This window comes from Burkholderia cepacia complex sp. TUM26381, from assembly GCF_057439935.1.
Map to the genome: position 1 here is coordinate 1,554,418 of NZ_CM172006.1, position 24,648 is coordinate 1,579,065.

The window sequence follows — 24,648 nt, forward strand, 5'->3', positions numbered from 1 at the left end:
CATGAAACCCGACTCCGTTTCCCCGCGGCGGCGGCTCGGCCGCCGCTTCCTGATCGAGTGGATCGCGATCGGCTGCCTCGGGATCGCGGTGATCCTCGTGTGCGCGCTCGGCCGGCTGTCGTCGAGCGTCGACGGGCTGATCTACGACCGGCTGCTGATGCTGCGCAGCCTGCCGCTGTCGCCCGACGTGGTGGTGGTCGACATCGACAACCAGAGCGTGTCCGCGCTCGGCCGCTGGCCGTGGCCGCGCGACGTGCATGCGCGGCTGCTCGACACCCTGGCGCGCGCGCAGCCGGCGGCGGTCGTCTACGACGTGCTGTTTACCGAACCGTCGCCGGAGGATCGCGCGTTCGCGGACGCGATGAGCCATGTGCCGACCTTCCTGCCGGTGCTGCTGAGCCCGGAGCAGGAGGACGGCACCCGGTCCGTCGATCCGCCGGTCGCCGCGCTCGCGGCGCGCGCGACGGGGCTCGGTCACATCAATCTCGAAGTCGATCGCGACGGCATCGTGCGCAGTGTCGCGCTGTTCGAAAGCGACGGCCGCGTGCGCTGGCCGCAACTGATGGTGCCCGTGTACCGCGCAATCCAGGCCGGCCGGCTGCATCCGGTCGGCGGCACGCCCGGCCCGAACGCGCACGACCTGTCGCGCGACGCGGCCGGCGAAGCCCGCTACCTGATTCCGTTCAGCCGCAACACGCCCGCGTATCCGACGCTGTCGTTCGACGACGTGCTCGAAGGGCGCGTGAAGCCCGACGCGCTGCGCGGCAAGATCGTCGTCGTCGGCGTGACGGCGTCCGGGCTGTACGACCGCTTCGCGACGCCGGTATCCGGCGAGTTCGGCCCGCTTGCCGGCGTCTATATCCATGCGAACGTGCTCGACATGCTGGCGACCGGCAGCGCGATCTCGCCTGCATCGCGCGTGGGGCTGTTCATCGCGTCGCTGCTGCCGCTCGCCGTACTGCTCGGCGGCTTCCTGATGCTGTCGCCGTGGCGCTCGCTGCTGCTGACCCTGAGTCTGGCCGCGCTTGCCGTCGTGGCGAGCCTGGCGCTGCTGTTCGAGGCGCGCATCTGGTTGTCGCCGGCCCCCGCGATCTTCGGGCTGGTCGCCGTCTACCCGATCTGGAACTGGCGGCGCCTCGAGATGACGATGTCGTACCTGCGCCGCGAGCTGCAGCGGCTCGCCGACGAGCCGCACCTGCTGCCCGAGGCGCCGCGCACGCGCAGTGTCGGCGGCGATGTGCTGGAGCGGCAGATGGCGCTGATGGCACAGGCCGCGCAGCGCGTGCAGGACATGAAGCGCTTCGTGTGGGACAGCCTCGACAGCATGCCCGAGCCGATCTTCGTGACCGACCTCGCCGGCACCGTGCTGATCGCGAACCATGCGGCGAAGCGCTACGGCTCGCGGCTCGCGCTGCCGCTGCCGGAAGGGCGGCCGTTGCGCACCGCGCTCGGCGAGCTGACGTTCATGAAGACGGTCGACGGCAATGCCGAGCACGACGCGGCGATTCGCGAGCACTGGCCGGCCGTGCTCGACCCGACGCTCGAGGCCGAGCACGATGCGATGGCGCGCGGCATCGAGGTGCGCGATCGCGACGGGCTCGACCATCTGTTACGCTACGCGGCGTGTACGAACGCGCAGGGCCGGGTGACGGGCTGGATCGCCGGCCTCGTCGACGTGACCGAGCTGCACGCGGCCGAGCGGCAGCGCGAGGAAGCGCTGCACCTGCTGTCGCACGACATGCGCTCGCCGCAGTCGTCGATCCTCGCGCTCGTCGAGATCGAGCGCGACCGCGTCGAGACCGATGCGGTGCGCGCGCTGCTCGCGCGGATCGAGCGCTATGCGCATCGCGCGCTGTCGCTTGCCGACGAGTTCGTGCAACTGGCGCGCGCCGAGTCGCAGGTCTACCAGCTCGAGATCACGAGCCTCGTCGACGTGCTGATCGATGCGAGCGACGAGGTGTGGCCGCAGGCGCAGGCGAAGCATATCCGCGTCGAGACCGGCGTCGGCACCGACATGTGCTGGGTGCGCGCGGACCGCTCGCTGATCACGCGCGCCTTTGTGAACCTGCTGAACAACGCGGTCAAATACAGTCCGTCCGACACGGTGATCACGTGTACGCTGACGGTCGAGCACGCGTCGAAGCGGTTGTTCTGTACGATTCGCGATCAGGGATACGGCATTGCGCCGGAAGATCAGCGGCATCTGTTCGAGCGTTTCAAGCGATTCCATGCCGGCGAGCGGCCCGAAATTTCGGGTTCCGGGCTCGGCATGGCGTTCGTGAAGACGGTCGTCACGCGCCATGGGGGCAGCGTGTCGGTCGACAGCGAAGTGGGTGTCGGCACCGCGGTGACGGTGTCGCTGCCCGCGATCGACGAGCCGTCCGCCTGACAGGGCCGGGCACGACGGCAGGCATTTGGGGAAAGCCATGAGAAAGGAATGGGCAGCGGCCGCGCTGGCGGTGTCGCTGTTGACGGGTTGCGCCGGCGTGACGAGCGGCGTGAGCGCGGTCGGGCAGCCGAATGCATTTGCATCCGGTGCGCACGGCTACGAATTCGCGCGGACGGCCGCGCAGGCGGGCGATGCCGAGTACCGGCAGATCGAGACGCTGGTGCGCGACGAACTCGCGCACCGCGGCTTCGACGCGCAGTCGCTCAAGGACGCACGCTACCGGCTGTCGATCGCTTACGCGACGCAGCCGGCGTCGGTCGCGACGAGCGCCGACCGGTGCGGCGCCGCGAGCAGCGCCTGCGTGACGGTCGACGGGCCGGCGCCGTTCGCGCTGCCGTTCATGGGCCGTGTGTACCGCCATGTGCTGACGCTGCGTTTCGTCGATGCGAAATCGGGCGCCGACGTCTATCGCGTGTCGGCCGCGCTGCGCGATCGCGACCCCGGCACGCAGCAGGCCGCGCCCGCGCTCGTGAAGAGCGCGCTCGCGAAGCTGCCGTTCGGCGACGGCAGCGGCTGGCTCGTCAAGACGAAAAAAGACGACGCGGGCGGGATGCCGGGCGTCGTCTCGGTGAAGCCGGCCGAAACGCGCTGAGCGCCGGCCGGTGTGGTGAGGGCGGGCCCGCCGGGGCGAGCCCTTGCCGCGTTCAGGCGGCCGGTTGCGTGCCGCCGCGCGTGCGCAGGTACGCGTCGAATTCGGCGCTGACTTCCGGGTGGCGCAGCGCGAATTCGACCGTCGCCTTCAGGTACCCGAGCTTGCTGCCGCAGTCGTAGCGCGTGCCCTGATACTTGTAGGCCAGCACCTGTTCGTCGGCGAGCAGCGCCTGGATCGCGTCGGTGAGCTGCAGCTCGCCGCCCGCACCGGGCTTCAGCGCACGCAGGTGCTCGAAGATCCGCGGCTTCAGGATGTAGCGGCCGACCACGCCGAGGTTCGACGGCGCGACTTCCGGCGCCGGCTTCTCGACGATCGCCGACATCTTGACGATCGACTCTTCCCATTCCTTGCCGTCGACGATCCCGTACGACTTCGTTTCCGACGGCGGGATCTCTTCGACGCCGATCACCGAGCTGTGATAGTGGTCGAACACGTCGACCATCTGCTTCATGACCGGCGGGTTGCCGTCGAGCAGGTCGTCGGCGAGGATCACCGCGAACGGGTTGTCGGCGACGAGCTTCTCCGCGCACAGCACCGCATGGCCGAGGCCGAGCGCTTCCGGCTGGCGCACGTAGAAGCAGTCGACGTGACTCGGCTTGATGCTGCGCACGAGTTCGAGCAGCTTTTCCTTGCCGCGCGCTTCGAGTTCGGCCTCGACCTCGTACGACTTGTCGAAGTGATCCTCGATCGCCCGCTTGCTGCGCCCGGTGACGAAGATCATCTCGGTGATGCCGGCGGCGATCGCTTCCTCGACAGCGTACTGGATCAGCGGCTTGTCGACGACCGGCAGCATTTCCTTCGGGCTCGCCTTAGTTGCCGGGAGGAACCGCGTGCCGAGACCGGCAACGGGGAATACCGCCTTGGTGACTTTCAACATGATCGAACCTTTATTCCTGTAATCGACTTGTCAGACGGTCTATGTTCACGTTCGCATTATAGTGAACGCAAACGACCTTACCCTTTGTTACGCAGGCAACCGATCGAGCTGCGCACGCAGTTTTTCGAGCGTGCTCTGGAATTCCGCGACGCGTTTCTGCTCCTGTTCGACCACGGCCGGCGGCGCTTTCGCGACGAACGCCTCGTTGCCGAGCTTCGCGTTGCACTTCGCGATCTCGCCGGTCAGGCGCGCGATTTCCTTCGACAGGCGCTCGCGTTCGGCCGCGACGTCGATTTCCACCTTCAGCACCAGCTTGTTCGGGCCGACGATCGCGATCGGCGCACCGTGCGCTTCCTTGTCGAGCGTCGCTTCGTCCGCGAGGATCTGCACTTCCGACAGGCGCGCGAGCGCCTGGACGTACGGCGCGAACGAGCGCAGGCGCTCGGCATCGCCGGCGGCGAGCAGCGGCACCTTGGTCGCCGGCGACAGGTTCATTTCGCCGCGCAGGTTGCGGCATGCGTCGACGATCGCCTTCAGGTCGGCTGCCCACTGTTCGGACGCCTCGTCGAGCTTCTGCAGGTTCGCGACCGGATACGGCTGCGTCATCAGCGACGCTTCGCCGTCGGTCTTGCCCTGCGGATAGCGGCCGGCGAGCGGCGCGACCTTCTGCCAGAGCGCTTCGGTGATGAACGGGATGATCGGGTGGGCGAGGCGCAGCACCGTTTCCAGCACGCGCAGCAGCGTGCGGCGCGTCGCGCGCTGCTGTTCCGGCGTGCCGTTCTGGATCTGCACCTTCGCGAGTTCGAGGTACCAGTCGCAGTACTCGTCCCACACGAACTTGTAGATGCTGGTCGCGATGTTGTCGAAGCGGTAATCGGCGAAGCCCTTCGCGATGTCGGCTTCGGTGCGCTGCAGCAGCGACACGATCCAGCGGTCGGCCGCCGAGAAATCGAGGTAGCCGCCGGGGCCGCAGTCGCCCGCGCCGCACACTTCCGGCTTGTCGGTGCCGCAGTCGTGGCCTTCGCAGTTCATCAGCACGAAGCGCGTCGCGTTCCACAGCTTGTTGCAGAAGTTGCGATAGCCTTCGCAGCGCGCGAGGTCGAAGTTCACGTTGCGGCCGAGCGTCGCCATCGACGCCATCGTGAAGCGCAGCGCGTCGGCGCCGAACGCGGGAATGCCGTCCGGGAACTCCTTGCGCGTCTTCTTCTCGATCGTCGCGGCCTGCTTCGGGTTCATCAGGCCGGTGGTGCGTTTCGCGACCAGCGTCTCGAGGTCGACGCCGTCGACGATGTCGATCGGATCGAGCGTGTTGCCCTTGCTCTTCGACATCTTCTGGCCTTCGGCATCGCGCACGAGGCCATGCATGTACACGGTGTGGAACGGCACCTTGCCCGTGAAGTGCGTGGTCATCATCACCATCCGGGCGACCCAGAAGAAGATGATGTCGAAGCCCGTGACGAGCACCGACGACGGCAGGAAGTGCTGCAGCTCAGGCGTTTCGTTCGGCCAACCGAGCGACGAGAACGGCACGAGCGCCGACGAGAACCACGTGTCGAGCACGTCTTCGTCGCGCTTCAGCGCACCCGTGTAGCCTTGCGCGGCGGCCTTCGCGCGCGCGTCTTCCTCGCTGCGCGCGACGAATACCTCGCCGTTCTCGCCGTACCATGCGGGGATCTGGTGGCCCCACCACAGCTGGCGCGAGATGCACCAGTCCTGGATGTTCTCGAGCCACTGGTAGTAGGTCGTCGTCCAGTTTTCCGGCACGAACTTGATCTGGCCGTCGCGCACGACGTCGAGCGATACCTCGGTGATCGACTTGCCCGGATGGAACGTGCCTTCCGGTGCCGGCTTCGTCATCGCGACGAACCACTGGTCCGTCAGGAGCGGCTCGATCACGACGCCCGTGCGGTCGCCGCGCGGCACCATCAGCTTGTGCGGCTTCACCGAGTCGAGGAAGCCCTGCGCGTCGAGGTCGGCGACGATCGCCTTGCGCGCGTCGAAGCGGTCGAGGCCGCGATACTGCTCGGGGCCGTTGTCGTTGATCTTCGCGTCGAGCGTCAGGATCTCGATCGGCGCGAGCGAGTGGCGCAGGCCGACCTGGTAGTCGTTGAAGTCGTGTGCGGGCGTGACCTTCACAACGCCCGTGCCGAACTCGCGGTCGACGTAGTCGTCGGCGATCACCGGGATCTCGCGGCCCGTCAGCGGCAGCGTGACGAGCTTGCCGATCAGGTGCGCATAGCGCTCGTCTTCCGGGTGGACCATCAGCGCGACGTCGCCGAGCATCGTTTCGGGGCGCGTGGTGGCCACCGTCAGCGAGCCCGAACCGTCGACGAGCGGGTAGCGGATGTGCCACAGGTGGCCGTTTTCCTCTTCGCTGACGACTTCGAGATCCGACACCGCGGTGAGCAGCACCGGATCCCAGTTGACGAGGCGCTTGCCGCGGTAGATCAGGCCCTGTTCATGGAGGGTGACGAACACGTCGCGCACGGCGGCCGACATCTTGTCGTCCATCGTGAAGTATTCGCGCGACCAGTCGGTCGACGCGCCGAGGCGGCGCACCTGGCCCGTGATCGTCGAACCGGATTTCTCCTTCCATTCCCACACGCGCTCGACGAACGGCGCGCGGCCGAGGTCGTGGCGCGACACGCCCTGCGCGTCGAGCTGGCGCTCGACGACGATCTGCGTGGCGATCCCCGCGTGGTCGGTGCCGGGCACCCACAGCGTGTTTTCGCCGAGCATCCGGTGGTAGCGGGCGAGGCCGTCCATGATCGTCTGGTTGAACGCGTGGCCCATGTGCAGCGTGCCCGTCACGTTCGGCGGCGGCAACTGGATCGCGAAATCGGGGCGGGACGGATCGAATGCCGGGGCGGCATAGCCGCGTTTTTCCCACTCCGGCCCCCATTGGGACTCGATGGTGTGGGGCTCGAAGCTCTTCGCAAGCGTGTTGTCGCTCATGTTGGAAATCTGCCGAAAAATGCGTGAATTGGATGCCGAATCTGACAATTATAAATGGATGCCCATCGGCCAGCCATCGCCTTGCCGGCACGGGCCTGTCGCGACGGGGCCGCAACCTGCCGGCAACGCGTCCGCAACGCGCGGTCGAACGGATCGGGAACGGCATCGCGCGGCCGACTTATAATGTCGGGTCCGCATTTTTCTCGCCCGTCCGCTGCCGCTCCATGCCCGATCTGCTCGCCAATCTGAACCCCGAACAATTCGCCGCCGTCACGTTGCCGAACGAACCGGCGCTGATCCTTGCAGGGGCGGGCAGCGGCAAGACCCGCGTGCTGATCACGCGCATCGCGTGGCTGATCCAGCAGGGCTATGCGTCGCCGCCCACCGTGCTTGCCGTCACCTTCACGAACAAGGCCGCGCGCGAGATGATGGCGCGCCTGTCGGCGATGATGCCGATCGATACGCGCGGGATGTGGATCGGCACGTTCCACGGCCTGTGCAACCGGATGCTGCGTACGCACTGGCGCGACGCCGGCCTGCCGCAGACGTTCCAGATCCTCGACACGGCCGACCAGCTGTCCGCGATCAAGCGGCTGATGAAGGCCGCGAACGTCGACGACGAAAAGTACCCGCCGAAGAACGTCCAGTACTTCATCAACAACGCGAAGGAGCAGGGGCTGCGCCCGGACAAGGTCGACGCGACCGACAACTTCAACCGCAAGTTCGTCGAGCTGTACCAGGCGTACGACCAGCAGTGCCAGCGCGAGGGTGTCGTCGATTTCCCCGAGCTGCTGCTGCGCTGCTACGAGCTGCTCGCGTACAACGCGCCGCTGCGCGCGCACTACCAGGCGCGCTTCCGGCACATCCTCGTCGACGAGTTCCAGGACACCAACAAGCTGCAGTACGCGTGGCTCAAGATGCTGGCAGGCGGCGAGAACGCGATCTTCGCGGTCGGCGACGACGACCAGTCGATCTACGCGTTCCGCGGCGCGAACGTCGGCAACATGCGTGATTTCGAAGACGAATTCCGCGTGCGCAACCTGATCAAGCTCGAGCAGAACTACCGGTCGCACGGCAACATCCTCGACGCGGCGAACCAGCTGATCTCGAACAACGCGCACCGCCTCGGCAAGAACCTGCGCACCGACGCCGGCCACGGCGAGCCCGTGCGCGTGTACGAAGCCAGCACCGATTCGCAGGAAGCCGGCTGGATCGTCGAGGAGATCCGTTCGCTGATCAACACCGGGATGGCGCGCAGCGAAGTGGCCGTCCTGTACCGCAGCAACGCGCAGTCGCGCTCGATCGAGCACACGCTGATGTCGTCGGGCATCCCGTACCGCGTGTACGGCGGCCTGCGCTTCTTCGAGCGGCAGGAAGTGAAGCACGCGCTCGCGTACCTGCGCCTGATCGACAACCCGAACGACGACACGTCGTTCGTGCGGGTCGTGAACTTCCCGACCCGCGGGATCGGCGCGCGCTCGATCGAGCAGCTCGCCGACGCCGCGCGCCTGTACGGCTGCTCGATGGCCGCCGCGATTCCGTACGTGACCGGCAAGGCCGGCACGAGCCTCGGCGGGTTCGCGAACCTGGTCGCGAAGATGCGCGCCGACACGCAGCACATGAACCTGCCCGACACCGTCGAGCACATCGTGCGCGCCAGCGGTCTCGCCGATTTCTACCAGGGCGAGCGCGAAGGCCAGGACCGCCTCGAGAACCTGCAGGAACTCGTGAACGCGGCCACGGCGTTCATCGCCGAGGAAGGCTACGGGCTCGATACGCCGGCCCGCTCGATCCCGCTGCGCGCAGGCGCGATCGCCGCGCCCGAGCTCGGTACGGCGACGGACGATCCGGCGGTGGACGTGCTCGATCCGGCGTCGCCCGCCGACCCTGCGCAGAACCCCGACACGATGACGCCGCTTGCCGGCTTCCTGTCGCATGCGTCGCTGGAGGCCGGCGACAACCAGGCGCAGGCCGGCCAGGACGCCGTGCAGCTGATGACGGTCCACGCGGCGAAAGGGCTCGAGTTTTCGGCCGTGTTCATCACGGGTCTCGAGGAAGGGCTGTTCCCGCACGAGAACAGCGTGCTCGAATCCGATGGCCTCGAAGAAGAGCGCCGGCTGATGTACGTCGCGATCACGCGCGCGAAGGAGCGGCTCTACCTGTCGTTCGCGCAGAGCCGGATGCTGCACGGCCAGACGCGCTACAACGTGCGCTCGCGCTTCTTCGACGAACTGCCGGAGCACGTGCTGAAGTGGCTGACGCCGAAGGTCGAGGCCGGGTCGCGCTGGGGCGGGCGTTCGGACAACGCCGGGTACGGGCGCGACTGGTTCGCGCGGCCGGGCGGCGGCAGCCGCGAGCAGATCGTCGACGCGGCCGTGTCGGCGCCGCTGCCCGCGTTCGCGGACAAGCAGCGCGCGGCCGGCGCCGGCTTCCGGGTCGGCCAGCAGGTGTTCCATACCAAGTTCGGCGAAGGCACGGTCACCGCGCTCGAAGGCAGCGGCACCGATGCGAAGGCGCAGGTGAAGTTCAAGCGGCACGGCGAGAAATGGCTCGCGCTCGCGGTCGCGAAACTGCAGGCGGTGGAATGATGGGCATCGACGGGGTTGCTACGCCTTCGGGCCGCCCGCTCGGCATTCTGGCCGCGCTGCCCGAGGAACTCGGCGACCTGATCGCCGCGATGCGCGCCGACGGCGCGATGAAGACGGTCACGCTCGGCCGCCGCGATTATCACGTCGGCACCGTGCACGGCGCGGCTTGCGTCGTCACGCTGGCGCGGGTCGGCAAGGTCGCGGCCGCCGCGACGGTCAGCGCGCTGATCCACGTGTTCGGCGTGTCGGGCGTCGTGTTTACCGGCGTCGCGGGCGGCGTGTCGCGCACGGTGCGGGTCGGCGACGTCGTCGTGGCCGATATGCTGCTGCAGCACGATCTCGACGCATCGCCGCTCTTTCCGCGCTACGAGGTGCCGCTGCTCGGCATCACGCGCTTCGCGACCGACGCGGTGCTGACGGCGCGGCTGCGGGCTGCGTGCACGCTGTTCGTCGAGGAAGAGGGCGCGCAGTTCGCCGAGCGTTTCGGGCTCGCCGGCGCCGCGCTGCACGCGGGGCTCATCATCAGCGGCGACCGCTTCGTGTCGAGCGAGCGCGAGGTCGTCGCGCTGCGCGACGCGCTGCCGGACGCGCTTGCGGTCGAAATGGAAGGCGCCGCGATTGCACAGGTGTGCGCGGAGCACGACGTGCCGTTCGCGATCGTGCGCACGATCTCCGATACGGCCGACGACCACGCGACGCAATCGTTCTCGCACTTCCTGTCGGCGATCGCGAGCAGCTATTCGTCCGGCATCCTCAAGCGTTTCCTGACGCTGCATGCGACGACGGCGGCCTGAAGCCGCCGTCGTACGCTCCCTTCCAGCCTGTCGGCCGGCCGCGGCGCGCACGCCGCGGCCGGTTCGTCACGCCTTCTTGCGCCGGCTGCTTTCGAGGTTCGGCAGGAACACCGTCAGCACGCCGATCAGCGGCAGGAACGAACACACCTTGTAGACGAACGTGATGCTCGTCGCGTCGGCGAGCTGGCCGAGCACGGCCGCGCCGACTCCGCCGAGCCCGAACGCGAAGCCGAAGAACAGGCCCGCGACCATCCCGACCTTGCCGGGCATCAGTTCCGTCGCGTAGACGAGGATCGCGGCGAACGCCGACGCCAGCACGATGCCGATGATCACGGTCAGCACGCTCGTCCAGAACAGGTTCGCGTACGGCAGCAGCAGCGTGAACGGCGCGACGCCGAGGATCGACACCCAGATCACATACTTGCGGCCGATCCGGTCGCCGACGGGCCCGCCGATCAGCGTACCGGCCGCCACGGCCGCGAGGAACACGAACAGGTGGATCTGCGCGGCCTGCACCGACAGGTGGAACTTGTCGATCAGGTAGAACGTGAAATAGCTGTTGATGCTCGCGAGGTAGAAGTACTTCGAGAACACGAGCAGCACCAGCACGCCGATCGCGGCCATCACGCGGCCGCGCGACAGCGTCGGATGGCCGGCCGCCACGGCTTTTTTCTTCATCGACGGATGCTTCTTGTACCAGTGGCCGATCTGCGTGAGTACGATCATCGCGACGAGCGCGGCTGCCGAGAACCACGCGATGCTGTGCTGGCCGTGCGGGATGATCACGAGCGCGGCGAGCAGCGGCCCGAGCGCGGAGCCCGCGTTGCCGCCGACCTGGAACACCGACTGCGCGAGCCCGTGCTGGCCGCCCGACGCCATCCGCGCGACGCGCGACGATTCGGGATGGAACACCGACGACCCGCAGCCGACGAGCGCCGCGGCGACCAGCAGCATCGGGAAATTCGACGCGACCGACATCAGCAGCAGCCCCGCGAGCGTGAAGCCCATGCCGACCGGCAGCGAATACGGCTTCGGACGCTTGTCGGTATAGAGGCCGATGAGCGGCTGCAGCAGCGACGCGGTGATCTGGTAAGTGAGCGTGATCAGGCCGATCTGCGCGAACGACAGCGCGAACTGGCTCTTGAGCATCGGGTAGATCGCGAGGATCAACGACTGGATCATGTCGTTGAGCATGTGCGAGAAGCTGATCGCGCCGAGCACCGGATACACGGTGCGAGTGGCGGGGGGCGCGGACGGCTGCGCGGCGGCTGCGCCGGCGGATCCGGTGTCGAGACTGGTTTCCATGTGAGCTGAACGAGTTGAGGTGGCGGGCGCGCTCTGCTGGGGGCGGCGCGTGTTGATTCGTTGCTGCGTCAAAGAAGTGTAATGTGGCGTATCAAGAATGTCAGGCCAAGTTTTATCGCGAATCGGACATTCATGTGACGGATCGTCCGGTGCCTGTTTTTTTGGACGGGTATAACGCTGGCGGCGCGTCCGCCCGCCGGCGGGCCGCGCCGGAGCCCGGTGGGTGTTTTACCGGACTCAAGAAACGGCGGTGGCGGCCGTAGAACGACCCAATGACAACAGGTGCGCCGCGTCCGGCCCCGGCTACCCGCCGGGAGGGCGCAGGACGCACGGCATGGCCAGCCATCGCGGGAATGCCGGGACCGACCTTTCCGGCAGCGTGATCCATACGGGGATAGATCGATGAAAGCAGCATCTTTGCATCCACGGCCGGGTGCGGCCGCCGCCGCACCCGACGTTGCCGCCGGTCGCGCCACACGGCGCGCGCGTGCGGCGCGGCGCGAGCGCCGGCCGTGGACCGTCAAGGCGACGTTGCGCGCCGCATTCGCGATCCTGCTGGCCGGCACGCTCGCGATCGGCGTGTTTTCGCTGTGGCAGATCAGCCGGCTGAACGCGTCGATCGCGTCGGTCTACGAGCAGGGCCACGTCGCGAGCCGTGCGGCGCAGGAGGTCCGGGCCGAGGTGCTGCGGGCGAGCCGCGCGCAGAAGATGCTGCTGACCGCGACCACCGCCAAGGAGCGCGACGAACTCGGCGCCGAGGTCGGCGCGGGGCTCGCGTCGATCGGCCAGGCGCTCGGCACGCTGCAGCGTTACGCGGATCCGGCCGACGCCGGCGATTCGGCGCGGCTGCGCGCATTCTCGACGGCCGTCGGCGCGTGGAGCGCGCATCTGCGCGATTTCGTCACGCTCGTGCGCGCGCAACCGCTCGACCTGTCGCAGATGAACTGGCAGGTCGGCACGCAGGACGTGTCGCTGCTGGTCGAAACCGGCAAGCTCGAGAAACTCGTCGCCGAACTCGTGAAGACGCGCGGCGAAAAATCGAAGGCGACGCTCGATGCGTCCGCCACGATCTTCTCGTCGTCGTTCGCGATGATCGCGGCGATGACGGCCGCGCTGATCGTGCTGGCAATCGTGATCGCCGAGCGCGTCGTGCGGCGTCTCGCGTCGCAACTCGGCGGCGAGCCCGCTCATGCGAAGGCGATCGCGGCGGACATCGCGCGCGGCGACCTGACGCGGCAAATCACGCTCGGCCGGCACGACCGCGACAGCATGGTGCGTGCGCTGGCCGAGATGCAGACGGGGCTCGCGGCGACCGTCGGCGAGATCGCCGTCAGCGCCGAGGCCATCGCGGCTGCGTCCGGCGAGATCTCGACCGGCAACCTCGACCTGTCGCGGCGCACCGAGCAGCAGGCCGTCGCGCTCGAACGCACTGCGGCCAGCATGGAGCAACTCACGTCGACCGTGCGGCAGAACGCCGAGAACGCGCGCCAGGCGAGCGCGCTCGCGGCCAGTGCGTCGGAAGTCGCGGAGACGGGCGGGGAAGTCGTCGGGCGCGTGGTCGCGACGATGAGCGAGATCGACGACAGCGCGAAGAACATTCGCGACATCATCGGCACGATCGAGGGGATCGCGTTCCAGACCAACATCCTCGCGTTGAACGCGGCGGTCGAGGCGGCGCGCGCCGGCGAACAGGGGCGCGGCTTCTCGGTGGTCGCGGGCGAGGTGCGCCTGCTCGCGCAGCGCGCGGCAACGGCGGCGAAGGAAATCCGCGCGCTGATCGGCGCGTCGGTCGAGCGCGTCGCGAACGGCGCGGCGCTCGCGCACGACGCGGGCCGCACGATGGGCGACGTCGTGCGCGCGGTCAAGCGCGTGACCGACATCATCGGCGAGATTTCGGCGGCATCGGACGAGCAGAGCGCCGGGATCGACGAGATCGGCCGCGCGGTCACGCAGATGGATGCCGGCACGCAGCAGAATGCGGCGCTCGTCGAACAGGCGGCCGCTGCCGCGAATGCCCTGGACGAACAGGCGCAGGCGCTGAAGTCGCTGGTCGGGAGTTTCCGCATCGCGGCCTGAGCGCCGCACGGTCGCGGGCCGGCCGCCCGCGACGCGCGCACGTCACCGGCTGCCGACCGATCGATGACGAAACCGGCAGCCGCCCGCCGCGCAATCCCCTACAATGCGCTTCCACACAGCTGGGGGCCAGAACCCGCGGTGCGTGCGCATCCACACAGGTGCGGCACGCCGAGCGGGTCATCCATAACAATGACATCGACGATTTACCTGAGCGGATACCTGTGCATGCTCGTTTCCGCCGCGATCGGCATGCGTGCGCGCATCGCCGCGTGGCGGTGGCTCGCGGCGGGCATCGCACCGGCCGCCACGTTCGCCGTGCTGCGCGGCCGGACGGGCACCGACACGGCGATTTACCAGAACATCGTGGCCGGCATCTGGGGCGGCAACCTGAAGGTCGTGCCGCGCACGCTCGAGCCCGGCTTCGTGTGGCTCGTGCGTGCGCTCGAATGGGCAGGGCATGATCCGCGCATCGCGATCGCGATCCTGTCGCTGCTGATCGTCATCGCATGTGTCGTCGCGTTCGGGCGGACCGCCGAGGATGCTTGCGTGTTCGCCACGCTGATCTTTCCGTTGTTCTTCTACGACATGGCGATGAGCGGGCTGCGCTACGGCCTCGCGTTCTGTGCGGCGAAGGGTGCGTCGGACATCTGGGCGCGCAGGCGGCACGGCGCGTCGATCGCGCTGGCGGCCGTGGCGGCCAGCCTGCATGTGTCGGCGGTGCTGCTCGTCGTGCTGCTGCAGGTCCGGCGGCTGCGCGTGCTGCGCTACGCGGGGCTGGCGGCTGCGGTCGGCGGCGTGCTGTTCGCCATGCACCACGACGCGCTGCTCGCGAAGGTCGGCCTCTATTCAGCCTTCACGCCGCCCGCGCAGATGTCGGGCAGCGCGCCGCTTGTGCTGGCGCTGCTGACGTTCGCGGCCGGCTGGGCGCTGCTTGCGCGCCTGCCGCGCACGCTCGCGTTCCTGTTCGTCTGCGAGCTCGCGAGCTTCGCACTCGCACGGGTCAGCTATGCGGGGTTGCGGTTCCAGTGGCTCGTGCTGTTCGCGATGGGCTGCCAGTGCGTGCCGCTGCTGCGCGTGCCGGGGGGGCGGCGCGCGCACGTGATCGTCGCGCTCGTCACGATCGGCGCCATCGGCTTCGCGATGCGGTTGCGCAACATGCTCGGCGAATACGGGCTCGGCCCGTCACCGTTCCTGCCTTACCGGTTTTTCTGGGAATAAGGCAGCCGGGCGGCGTGCCGCCCGGCCGTCATGCGCTTACGACTTCTTCTGCTTGTCGGGATCGATGATGACCGTGCAGGTCGTACCCGCCGACAGCACCACGTCGGCCGGCACTTCGTCGATCCTGATGCGCACCGGCACGCGCTGCGCGAGGCGCACCCAGTTGAAGGTCGGGTTCACGTCCGCGACGAGGTCGCGGCTTTGCGGGTTGTCGCGATCGTAGATGCCGCGCGAGATGCTCTCGACGTGGCCCTTCATCACGCCGCCGCTCATCAGCCGCATTTCGGCCGGTGCGCCGATCTTCACGCGCGGCAGCTTGGTTTCCTCGAAATAGCCGTAGACCCAGAACGAGTGGCTGTCGACGATCGCGAGCTTCGCCTGGCCGGCCACCGCATAGTTGCCCTTGAACGTCTGCAGGTTCGTGATGTAGCCGTCGACCGGCGCGACGACGCGCGTACGCTCGAGGTTGAGCTTCGCGGCGTCGAGCGCGGCGATCGCCTGCTGGTACTGCGCATCGGCGCTCGACGCACTGTGCGCGGCGTTCTCGCGGTTTTCCTTCGACACGACGAGCGCATCGAGGTCCGCGCGGCGGGCCGCGTCGTCGCGGCGCATCTGCAGTTCCGCACGGCGGGCGGCCACGGCCGCCTGTGCCTGTTCGACCGCGATCTGGTAGTGCGACGGGTCGATCTGCATGATCAGGTCGCCTTTCTTCACGAGCTGGTTGTCATGCACCGGCAGCTCGACGATCGCGCCCGACACGTCCGGCGCGACGTTGACGATCTCGGCGCGCACGCGCCCGTCGCGCGTCCACGGATCGTCCATGTAGTGCACCCACAGCGAGCGCCCGATCAGGATCGCGACGAGAAGGATGACGGCGGTCGCGACGAAGCCGAAGAGTTTTCTGAGAATCATGATGGTTCGGAATCAACGGTAGACGGCGAGACTCAGTCCGCCGCAAATACAGACGAGAAGGCAGGCCCGGAACAGCGACGGGTGCCAGACGAGACGGTAGAGGCCCGTGTAGGCGAGCAGGCGGTCGACGGCCCAGGTCGCGAGCGCGCCCAGGACGAACATCAGGACCACCGTGGGCATGTAGGCATCGAGAATGGCGATTTCACGCGGCATCATGACGAGGCTCCTGGTTGGGGACGCACGGGGCGGTTGCGGTTGAGCGGCTCGAGCGGCGATTCCGGATCGAGCAGCGCGGTACGCACGAAATGCAGGTGGCTCAGGATGCGCTGCAGCCGGTGGCGCTCTTCGCGCGACGGCTCGAACGCGTCGAGCGTCTGCCGGGTCGCATCGATCGCCGCATTGGTCGCGGCGAGCGTCGCATCGAAACGCGCGGCGCTCGGCTTCGAGAACAGCGCAGACAGCGCGCTGCGCATCGACTCGATCGCGCGACGCCACGGCATCGCCGGCGCATAGCGCGAGTCGGGCGGCAGCGTCGCCAGCTCGTGGCGCAGGTCGATCGTCGCGTTGCCGGTTTCGAGCACCGCGAACATCCAGCGCAGCGCGTCGCGCTGCACGTCGGGCTGGTCGGCCGACAGCGTGTGCGCCTGGTACATCAGGTCGCGCGCGCCGCTTTCGAAGCGTGTGCGCAAGCCCGCGAGCCGCGCGTGGCCGGCCGCGACGGCCTGGTGGCGCAGGTCGGCGAACAGGCGCTTCTTGAGCCACGGCGCGGTCGGCGGGAACAGCACCGCGAACGCGATCGCCGACACCAGCATCGACAGCACGAGCGCGAGCGAATCGTTCATGAAGCTGGTCGGATCGTAGTGCGTGATGTTGTCCGGGCCGGCGAGGAAGCTGAAGAAGATCAGGTAGCCCATCCCGTAGCCGGCGAGCTTCGGCTTCAGCGTCATGTAGATGCCGATCGCGAGCAACGGTGCGAGCGCGACGCACAGCAGCGGGAAACCGTCGATGTGCGGATAGATGCCGAACGTCAGCAGGAAGCCCGTACAGACGGCGAGCGCGGTGCCCATGCCCATCTGCGCGGACATCGCGGTCGGACGCGGCGTCGACGACGCGAGCGCGCAGGTGGCCGCCGCCGTCAGCGTGAGCGTCACGCCGCTCGGCCACGCGGTCTCGATCCAGAACCACCCGAGCACGAGGATCACGGTCGCGGTGCGAATCGCCGCGATCACCATCGCCGTCATGTTGGTGCGCGGCTCGTAACGCTCGATCCAGCGTTCGCGCTCGTGCGTCGCGGTCGACAGCGACGCGTAGGTGGCCGCGTACTCGTGCAGGTCGGTGATGAAGCGGTACAGCAGTTCGGCGGCCGTATCGAAATCGAGCAACGGAAAGTCCGGCTGCGTTTCGAGCGCCGCGCGGGTCGCACGGATGCGGCGCGGCAGCGCATCGCGCCACGTGAGCAGTTGCTCGGCCGCGTGGCCCGCATCGGTCGACGAGCGCACCGGTTCGCCGGCGGGCGTCAGCAGCAGCGGGGCGATTTCGCGGAAGTACGGCTCGATCGCGTCGATCGCGGCCTGCGCGCCGGCCGCATGCAGCCGGTTCATCAGCTGGTGCAGCGCATGGAAGCGACTCGATGCGCTCATGAATTCGCTGTTCAGCCGCGCGAGGCGGCCGCTGCGCATCCGCGTGTCCGGATCCTCGAACACGGCCATGCTGCGCGCGGCCTCGAACCCGACCACGTCCGCGACGAAGCGCGTGTGGATGGTTTCGATATGCGCGCGGTCGAGCGAGCCCGACAGCGCCGATGCGACGTAGTCGACGAAGCTGCCGAAGCGCTTGCGTACCGTCGTGCGCATCTGCTCGCCGGTGGTCTGCGGAAACACGAGTGCGCTGACCACGCCGGCCGACACGATCCCGACCATGATTTCGGCCACGCGCGTCATTGCGCTCATGAACGCGCCGTCCGGGTGCTGCGACGCGGGCAGCCCGATCAGCGCGGTCGTATAGCCGGCCAGCAGGAAGCCGTAGCTGCGGAAGTTGCGGTTGCGCGCGGCGCCGGCCGTGCACAGCGCGACCCACAGCGCGACCGCCAGCAGGAACAGTTGCGGCTGCTGCGGGAACAGTCCGACGAACGTGAGCGTCGCGATCAGCCCGAAGATCGTGCCGGCGACGCGGTAGAAGCTCTTCGCGAGCACCGCGCCGCTTTGCGGCTGCATCACGATGAATACCGTCGTCATCGCCGTTTTCGGCGCGGGCAGGTCGAGCCGCATCGATACGCCGGTCGCGATGAACGCGGCGAGCAGCGCCTTGAACAGGTAGAGCCACGCGGCGCCGTCGGTGCGGGCCCAGTCGCCGAATGCGGCATACCAGGCCGCGACCGGACCGCCGGCGGGCGTGGAAGCGGGGGAGGAGGCTGACATGGCGGCGCTCCGCGTTACCGTGCGGCCGTTGCGCCGGACGCACCGGCGGTCGCGACCTGCGCGGGCCGGGCGGCGGCGGCCACGGGCTTCGTGCCCGACGCGGCAGCCGGCGCGGCGGCGCCGGCCGTCTCGTCCTTCGGTACGTCCGTGCCCGTCTCGACTCCGCCGCCGAGCGCGGCCATCAGCTGCGCATGCGCGGCGAGGCGTTCCGCATCGATGCGGGCGGCCGTCTCCTGCGCGCGCAGCAGCTGCTGTTGCGCGACCAGCACGTTCACGTAATCGGTCAGCCCGCGGCGGAAGCCTTCGCGCGACAGCTGGTAGCTGCGGTCGTTGGCGGCCACCGAGCGCGCGGCGTCCTTCTTCTGCGTATCGAGCGAGCGGATCCGCACGACCTGGTCGGCGATGTCCTTGAGCGCGCCGACGATCGTCTGGTTGTAGCGCTCGACCGCCTGGTCGTAGCCCGCGTTCGCCGCGCCGAGCTGCGCACGCAGCCGGCCGCCTTCGAAAATCGGCAGCGACAGCGCGGGGCCGGCCGTCCAGCCGCCGTTCATCGCGCGCAGGAAGTCGGTGAACGGCGCGGTCACGCCGAAGCCGCCGACCGTCGCGAGCAGGTCGATGTTCGGGTAGAACGACGCCTTCGCGACATCGATGCCGCGGGCCTGCGCGTCGACCGTCCAGCGCGCCGCGACGACGTCGGGGCGGCGGCCGAGCAGATCGGCCGGCATTGCCGACGGCAGCCCGGCCGGCGCATCGAGCGACAGTTGCGGCCGCTTGATCGCGTCGCCGGCGCCCGGGCCCTTGCCGGCCAGTGCGGCGAGCTGGTGGCGCGCGAGCTGGACCGCTTCCTCATAGCTGTCGATCTGGCGCTCGTAGTCGGGCAGCGTCGATTCCGCCTGGCTCACTTCGAGCTGCGTGCCGAGGCCGGCCTGCAGCCGCTTGCGCGCGAGATCGGCGAGCGAACGCTGGCGTTCGAACGTTTCATGCGCGAGGTCGAGCAGCGCGTAGTTCATCGACATGCCGACATACGCGCGCACGACGTTGACTTCGAGCTCGAGCTTCGCCGCTCGTGCATCGGCCGCGGTCGCATGCGCGGTGTCGAGCGCGCGTTCGGTCGCGTTCTTGTCCTTGCCCCACAGGTCGAGGTGATACGACAGGCCGAGCGTGCCGGTGTTGTTCCACGTGTCGGCGTTCGCGAGCGGGCCCGGGCCGTAGAACACGTTGTCGGGCCAGTGCTCGCGCGTCAGCGACAGGTTGCCGTTGATCTGCGGCAGTTCGGCCGAGCGGGCGACGCGCGCCATCGCCTGCGCTTCGCGCACGCGCGCCTCGGCCGCCGCGAGGGTCGGGTTGCCGGCCTGGGCGGCGGCGATCCACGTGTCGAGCTGCGGATCGCGATAGGCTCGCCACCAGTCCGCCGCGGGCCAGCCCGCGTCGCGGTCGGCCGCGCGGATCGCGGCGCCGGCGTCGAGCGCGTTCGCCTCGATGCGGGCCGATTGCGGCTTGTTGTTGTCGCCCATGCTCGCGCAGCCGGCCATTATTAATGAGACTGCAAGAACCGCCAGTGCGAGCGTCCCTTTTGTCGCCGGAGACTGCACGATTTTCTCCCTTTCGGATATAGATGAGTCGGATGCGATTATATTTTTCAGTGATTCCTGAATAAATGGACAACGGTGCAAGTCATTTTTACGAATCCTGAGATAATATTTGTTGGCCCCTGTGCAACAATCCCTCCGGATTCAAACGGGTAATGGGATGGATACGTTACAAAACATGCGGGTGTTCGTCCGCGTGGTCGACGCGGGAAGCTTTACCGCGGCCGCCCAGCAGATGAATTCGACCACCGCCTACGCGTCGCGCGCAGTCTCGGATCTCGAGGCGCACCTGCGCACGCGTCTCCTGAACCGCACGACGCGCCGGATCGCGTTGACCGAAGCCGGCGAGCGCTACCTGCAGCGCTGCGAGCAGATCCTGGCGTACGTCGACCAGGCCGAAGCCGAGGCGGGCGACGCGCATGCGCGCCCGTCGGGCAAGCTGAAGGTCCATTGCTTCACGAGCCTCGGCCAGCACTACCTGGTGCCGGCGATCGCGCGCTACCGCGAGCGCTACCCGGACGTGCACGTCGAGCTGACGCTCGCGCAGCGGATGCCCGACCTGCTCGACGAGGGGTACGACGTCGCGATCGTCGTCGGCCGCGACCTGCCCGATTCGGGGCTCGTGTCGCAGCGGCTCGGCGAGAGCTACAGCGTCGTCTGTGCGTCGCCGGGCTACGTCGAGGCGCACGGCGTGCCGCAGCGGCCGGCCGATCTCGCGCAGCACGTGTGCCTCGGGATGGTCGCGCCGGGTTTTCACTTCGACGAATGGGCGCTGGCGGGGCCGAACGGCGACGAGGTCGTGCCGATCACGGCGCCGCCGTTCCGCGTGAACGTCGCCGAGGCGCTCGCGGTGGCCGTGCGGGAGGGGATGGGGGTCGGCGGGCTGCCGCTCTATTCGGCGATCGGCTGGCTGCGCAGCGGGCACATCGTGCGCGTGATGCCGGAGTACCGGTCGCACGTGATGAACATCTACGCGCTGTATCCGTCGCGCCAGTACCTCGACGCGAAAATTCGCACCTGGGTCGATTTCCTGCGCGACGAGTTGCCGGCCACGCTCGAAGCGGACGAAGCCGCGCTCGAGCAGTACACGCGTGCGACATGACAGCGCGGTTGGCGGCAATCTGACGAGATTTGTCCTTCACGCAACATTTTTTTACGAACGTGTGTCAGACAGTTTGATACTGTGGGAATTAACGAGATACACCACACCGGAGTAGCAATGGATACGCACCTGATGATCGGCCTTGGCGTTCTGCTGGGCGCGGCCGCCGCCGCCGCGGCGACCCGCGACCTGCTGCGTGCGATGAAGGCGAAGGCGCAGATGAAGCCGGTTCCGGTGCGCGTGCGCGAGCCGCGCCGCCCGGGCCGCTGATCCTGCCGTCACGCTTCAGGTCGGGAAGGCCGCGCAACGCGGCCGCCCGGGCCGGCGCTCAGCCGAGCTCGACGACCTTGTCCCACGCGAACGCGGCATTTTCCCGTTCGCCGGTGCGCCGGTGGATGTAGCCGCGCGGGTTGCACACCACGCGCGTGCCGCCGTCCGCAACATAGTCGAATGACGTATGCGTGTGGCCGTGGAGCCACAGATCCACCGGCGGCCGCACCAGTTCCGCCATGTCCGTCACAAACCCCGCCGAAGCGAGATCTTCCGCATAGCGTTCTGCCAGCGAACGCCGGTGCGGCGCATGATGGGTGACGACGATCGTCTTGCCCGCGAACGGCGTCGCGAGTTGCGCTTCCAGCCATGCGCGGCCTTGCCGGTGCAGCGCGATCGCATCGGCCGGCGAGAAATCCCGTTCCGGCGTGCCCGGCGCCGCATGCAGCGCCGCGTCGTGCGGCCAGGTCACCTGGATCAATCCCTTGAAATCGAGCATCACGCGCAGCGCGGCCTCGATTGCGCCCGCCACGCTGGCGTCGTCGTTGCCGAACAGCGAAAAATCGGCCCAGAGCGTCGTGCCGAGCACGCGGAAGCGCTGCCCGGGATCGACGTAGACGCCATTGTTCAGGTAATGCACGTTGTCGAGCGCATGCGCCGCGTCGCGCATTGCCGTCTCGAGCGCCCCGAATTCCCCGTCGTAATACTCGTGGTTGCCCGGCACGTAGACCACCGGCACGGCCGGGTCGAACGTTTCGGCGGCCCAGCGCAGGCCTTCCGCGTGATTGTGGATGTCGCCGGCCAGCACGACGAGATCCGCGTCGGCATGCGCGATCACGTCGGGCTGGTTGCTTTCGAGGTGCAGGTCGGACAGGACGCGGACTTTCACGGGCGGGGCTCCGGAGTGGATGGCTTCAGCGCAGGACCTTGCCGGGATTCATCAGGCCGCGCGGATCGAGCGCGGTCTTCAGCATGCGCATCAGCGTCGTTTCGACCGGCGACTTGTAGCGCTGCGCGTCGTCGATCTTCAACTGGCCGATACCGTGTTCCGCACTGATCGTGCCGTGATGGCGGTGCACGTTGTCGTAGACGATCCGGTTGATCGGCACCTGGAACGCGGCGAGGAATGCCTTTGCATCGCCGCCTTCGGGCATCTGCACGTTGTAGTGGAGGTTGCCGTCGCCGAGGTGGCCGAACGTGACCATCCGCGCGCCCGGCGCGGCCTGCTGGATCGCCGCGTCGGTCTCGTCGATGAAGCGCGCGACCGACGAGATCGGCACTGCGATGTCGTGCTTGATGTTGAGCCCTTCGTCGGCCTGCGCGAGCGGGATGTGCTCGCGCAGGTCCCAGAACGCGCGCGACTGCGCGAGGTTCTCCGCGACCACCGCGTCGACCACGAGCCCGGCCTCGAACGCTTCTTCCATCAGTTTCTCGAACAGCGCGCGCGCATGCGCTTCGCTTTCGTTGTCGGACAGCTCGAGCAGCACCGTCTGCGCATGCGTCTGCGCGAACGGGTAGCGCAGCTGCGGGTAGTGCTTGCCGACCAGCTGCATGCAGAAATCCGACATCAGCTCGAAGCCGGTCATGAGCGGACCGGCCGCGCGCTGCGCGAGCGACAGGAAGTCGAGCGCCGCGTGCGGCGATTCGAGCGCGGCGAGCGCCGTGACCTGTGCGGCCGGCAGCGGATGCAGCTTCATCACGGCTGCGGTGATGATCCCGAGCGTGCCTTCCGCCCCGATGAACAGGTCGCGCAGGTCGTAGCCGGTGTTGTCCTTGCGCAGTCCGCGCAGGCCGTCCCAGATTTCGCCCTGCGGCGTCACGACCTCGAGCCCGAGGCACAGCTCGCGCGCGTTGCCGTAGCGCAGCACCGCGGTGCCGCCCGCATTGGTCGACAGGTTGCCGCCGATCGTGCAGCTGCCTTCCGCCGCGAGGCTCAGCGCGAACAGCCGGCCGCCTTCGCGGGCGCGCGCCTGCACGTCGGCGAGGATCACGCCGGCTTCGACGGTGATCGTGTTGTTGTGCGGATCGAGCGCGCGCACGCGGTTCAGGCGCGCGACGCTCAGCACGGCCTGGCTGCCGCTCGCATCGGGCGTGGCGCCCCCGGCGAGGCCCGTGTTGCCGCCTTGCGGCACGAGCGCGATGCCGTGCGCGTTGGCCAGCTTCACGAGCGCGGCGACTTCGGCGGTGTTCGCGGGCTTCAGCACGGCGCACGCGGCGCCCTTGTAGCGGCGGCGCCAGTCGGTCAGGAACGGTTCGGTATCGTGCGGGGCGGTCAGCACGTAGTCGGCGCCGATCGCGTCGCGGCACGCGGAAACGAAAGCTTCGGAGGACATCATCACCTTGTGGCGTAAGGGTCAGGACGCGGCGCGCGACTGCTTGGCCGCGCGCTTGAACGGCGCGACGTATGCCAGCGCCGCCACGAAGAAGCCGACGGCAAGCGCGGTCTCGCACCAGCCGAGCGTCGCGGACAGCCCGCGATCGGACATGCCGCGCACGATGCCTTCGGCAAAATAGACGAGGATCAGCATGCTCGCCCACTGCATCGTATAGATGTTACGCCGCCAGACGCCGGGCAGTGCGAGCGCGAGCGGCACGGCCTTGAGCATCAGCGCGGAGCCGCCCGGGCGCAGCGGCGCGAGCCACAGCTCCCAGGCGAGCGACAGGGCGATCAACGCGACGAGGCACGCGGCGGCGGCCAGCGCGTAGCGCGGCCGGGCTGCGACGGCGGGGCGGGCGGGGGCGTTCATGCGGCCTCGGCGCCTTGGGCGGCTGACAGGGCGGCCGCCGCGCGCGCAAGCCGCACGCCGAGCGCGGCCGCGAGCGCCTTCTCGTCCGCGGACAGCCCGCCGGACGCCGTACGATCGTGGTGCGCGACATGCGACGCGCCGTACGGCGTGCCGCCGGTGCGCGTGGTGCTGAGTGCCGATTCGGTGTACGGGATCCCGACGATCATCATCCCGTGATGGAGCAGCGGGAGCATCATCGACAGCAACGTCGATTCCTGGCCGCCGTGCAGGCTGCCCGTCGACGTGAACACGCTCGCGGGCTTGCCGGTCAGCGCACCCGACAGCCATTGCGGTGTCGTGCCGTCGAGGAAATACTTGAGCGATGCGGCCATGTTGCCGAAGCGGGTCGGCGAGCCGAGTGCGAGGCCCGCGCATTCCTCGAGGTCGCGCAGTTCCGCGTAAGGCGGGCCGTCGGCGGGGATGTCGGGGGCAGTGGCTTCGCAGACGGTCGATACGGGCGGCACGGTGCGGATGCGCGCCTGCATGCCCGGCACGCTGTCGATGCCGTTCGCGATGGCGAGCGCGAGATCGCGCGTGGCGCCGTGGCGGCTGTAATAGAGGACGAGGATGTCTTTCATGGGCGACGGAGCCGCGTGCGGCCGCGCGCGTGCCCGGTGCAGTCGGCCCCTGCTGGAATCGAGCGGCTATTATAGGGGCT

19 protein-coding genes are annotated in these 24,648 nt (G+C 68.4%); 8 read left to right on the forward strand and 11 right to left on the reverse strand.

The genetic code is table 11. From position 1 onward, the window contains the following. Position 1 precedes the first annotated feature (1 nt). On the forward strand, positions 2-2,389 hold the full coding sequence (locus tag ACWMMN_RS07345) for a CHASE2 domain-containing protein (protein WP_340624047.1): 2,388 nt from the start codon (positions 2-4) through the stop codon (positions 2,387-2,389). A 37-nt stretch (positions 2,390-2,426) separates the two neighbouring features. After that, positions 2,427-3,041: a DUF4136 domain-containing protein gene (locus tag ACWMMN_RS07350; RefSeq protein WP_059234771.1), complete on the forward strand. Its 615-nt coding sequence runs from the start codon at positions 2,427-2,429 to the stop codon at positions 3,039-3,041. Positions 3,042-3,093: 52 nt separating this feature from the next. Here the strand turns inward: ACWMMN_RS07350 and galU are convergent, their stop codons facing one another. Both galU and ACWMMN_RS07360 read right to left on the reverse strand, forming a co-directional pair. Further along, a complete protein-coding gene (gene galU / locus ACWMMN_RS07355) occupies positions 3,094-3,978 on the reverse strand; it encodes a UTP--glucose-1-phosphate uridylyltransferase GalU (protein ID WP_059234769.1) in 885 nt (294 codons plus the stop codon). A gap of 87 nt (positions 3,979-4,065) precedes the next feature. Continuing rightward, positions 4,066-6,933 (reverse strand): valine--tRNA ligase, encoded by a 2,868-nt coding sequence (locus tag ACWMMN_RS07360; protein ID WP_174994647.1) that lies wholly within the window; start codon positions 6,931-6,933, stop codon positions 4,066-4,068. 224 nt (positions 6,934-7,157) lie between these two features. On the opposite strand from ACWMMN_RS07360, the gene ACWMMN_RS07365 reads away from it, so the two are divergent. Both ACWMMN_RS07365 and ACWMMN_RS07370 read left to right on the forward strand, forming a co-directional pair. Next, complete coding sequence (locus tag ACWMMN_RS07365) at positions 7,158-9,521, forward strand: UvrD-helicase domain-containing protein (RefSeq protein WP_486423163.1); 2,364 nt, start codon at positions 7,158-7,160, stop codon at positions 9,519-9,521. Continuing rightward, positions 9,518-10,315: a 5'-methylthioadenosine/adenosylhomocysteine nucleosidase gene (locus ACWMMN_RS07370; protein WP_059234763.1), complete on the forward strand. Its 798-nt coding sequence runs from the start codon at positions 9,518-9,520 to the stop codon at positions 10,313-10,315. Before ACWMMN_RS07365 ends, ACWMMN_RS07370 begins: the two co-directional genes overlap by 4 nt. A 66-nt stretch (positions 10,316-10,381) precedes the next feature. Here ACWMMN_RS07370 and ACWMMN_RS07375 read toward each other — a convergent pair whose 3' ends face one another. Continuing rightward, positions 10,382-11,620 (reverse strand): MFS transporter, encoded by a 1,239-nt coding sequence (locus ACWMMN_RS07375; protein WP_059234761.1) that lies wholly within the window; start codon positions 11,618-11,620, stop codon positions 10,382-10,384. Positions 11,621-12,022: 402 nt separating this feature from the next. Between ACWMMN_RS07375 and ACWMMN_RS07380 the strand changes: the two genes are divergently transcribed. Continuing rightward, on the forward strand, positions 12,023-13,696 hold the full coding sequence (locus ACWMMN_RS07380; protein WP_486423164.1) for a methyl-accepting chemotaxis protein: 1,674 nt from the start codon (positions 12,023-12,025) through the stop codon (positions 13,694-13,696). 225 nt (positions 13,697-13,921) lie between these two features. Next, entirely contained in the window at positions 13,922-14,914 is a 993-nt protein-coding gene (locus ACWMMN_RS07385) for an EpsG family protein (protein WP_340624051.1), read from the forward strand. Positions 14,915-14,950: 36 nt separating this feature from the next. On the opposite strand, the gene ACWMMN_RS07390 is transcribed toward ACWMMN_RS07385, so the two are convergent. The 4 genes from ACWMMN_RS07390 to ACWMMN_RS07405 are packed head-to-tail and all read right to left on the reverse strand — an operon-like array spanning position 14,951 to position 19,835. Further along, positions 14,951-15,826, reverse strand: coding sequence for an efflux RND transporter periplasmic adaptor subunit (locus ACWMMN_RS07390; RefSeq protein ID WP_014897260.1), 876 nt, complete (start codon positions 15,824-15,826; stop codon positions 14,951-14,953). 12 nt (positions 15,827-15,838) lie between these two features. Beyond that, on the reverse strand, positions 15,839-16,042 hold the full coding sequence (locus tag ACWMMN_RS07395; protein ID WP_011351756.1) for a DUF1656 domain-containing protein: 204 nt from the start codon (positions 16,040-16,042) through the stop codon (positions 15,839-15,841). Continuing rightward, positions 16,039-18,243, reverse strand: a complete 2,205-nt coding sequence (locus ACWMMN_RS07400; protein WP_486423165.1) for an FUSC family protein — start codon at positions 18,241-18,243, stop codon at positions 16,039-16,041. The genes ACWMMN_RS07395 and ACWMMN_RS07400 overlap by 4 nt, the downstream gene beginning before the upstream one ends. A 14-nt stretch (positions 18,244-18,257) precedes the next feature. Then, positions 18,258-19,835 (reverse strand): efflux transporter outer membrane subunit, encoded by a 1,578-nt coding sequence (locus tag ACWMMN_RS07405; protein ID WP_081051851.1) that lies wholly within the window; start codon positions 19,833-19,835, stop codon positions 18,258-18,260. Positions 19,836-19,992: 157 nt separating this feature from the next. On the opposite strand from ACWMMN_RS07405, the gene ACWMMN_RS07410 reads away from it, so the two are divergent. Both ACWMMN_RS07410 and ACWMMN_RS07415 read left to right on the forward strand, forming a co-directional pair. Next, entirely contained in the window at positions 19,993-20,934 is a 942-nt protein-coding gene (locus tag ACWMMN_RS07410; protein WP_059234751.1) for a LysR family transcriptional regulator, read from the forward strand. Between the two features lie 117 nt (positions 20,935-21,051). Then, positions 21,052-21,204: a hypothetical protein gene (locus tag ACWMMN_RS07415; RefSeq protein ID WP_006476208.1), complete on the forward strand. Its 153-nt coding sequence runs from the start codon at positions 21,052-21,054 to the stop codon at positions 21,202-21,204. Between the two features lie 58 nt (positions 21,205-21,262). Here the strand turns inward: ACWMMN_RS07415 and ACWMMN_RS07420 are convergent, their stop codons facing one another. From ACWMMN_RS07420 to wrbA, 4 genes are read right to left on the reverse strand one after another with little or no spacing between them, the layout of a single operon-like run. After that, a complete protein-coding gene (locus ACWMMN_RS07420; RefSeq protein ID WP_256085902.1) occupies positions 21,263-22,093 on the reverse strand; it encodes a metallophosphoesterase in 831 nt (276 codons plus the stop codon). 25 nt (positions 22,094-22,118) lie between these two features. Then, positions 22,119-23,540 carry an FAD-binding oxidoreductase gene (locus ACWMMN_RS07425; protein ID WP_486423166.1) on the reverse strand — a complete coding sequence of 474 codons (1,422 nt, stop codon included), beginning with the start codon at positions 23,538-23,540 and terminating at the stop codon, positions 22,119-22,121. 18 nt (positions 23,541-23,558) lie between these two features. Beyond that, complete coding sequence (locus ACWMMN_RS07430) at positions 23,559-23,951, reverse strand: DUF2069 domain-containing protein (protein WP_059234745.1); 393 nt, start codon at positions 23,949-23,951, stop codon at positions 23,559-23,561. Next, on the reverse strand, positions 23,948-24,568 hold the full coding sequence (wrbA, locus tag ACWMMN_RS07435; protein ID WP_340624054.1) for an NAD(P)H:quinone oxidoreductase: 621 nt from the start codon (positions 24,566-24,568) through the stop codon (positions 23,948-23,950). Before wrbA ends, ACWMMN_RS07430 begins: the two co-directional genes overlap by 4 nt. Positions 24,569-24,648: the final 80 nt, after the last annotated feature.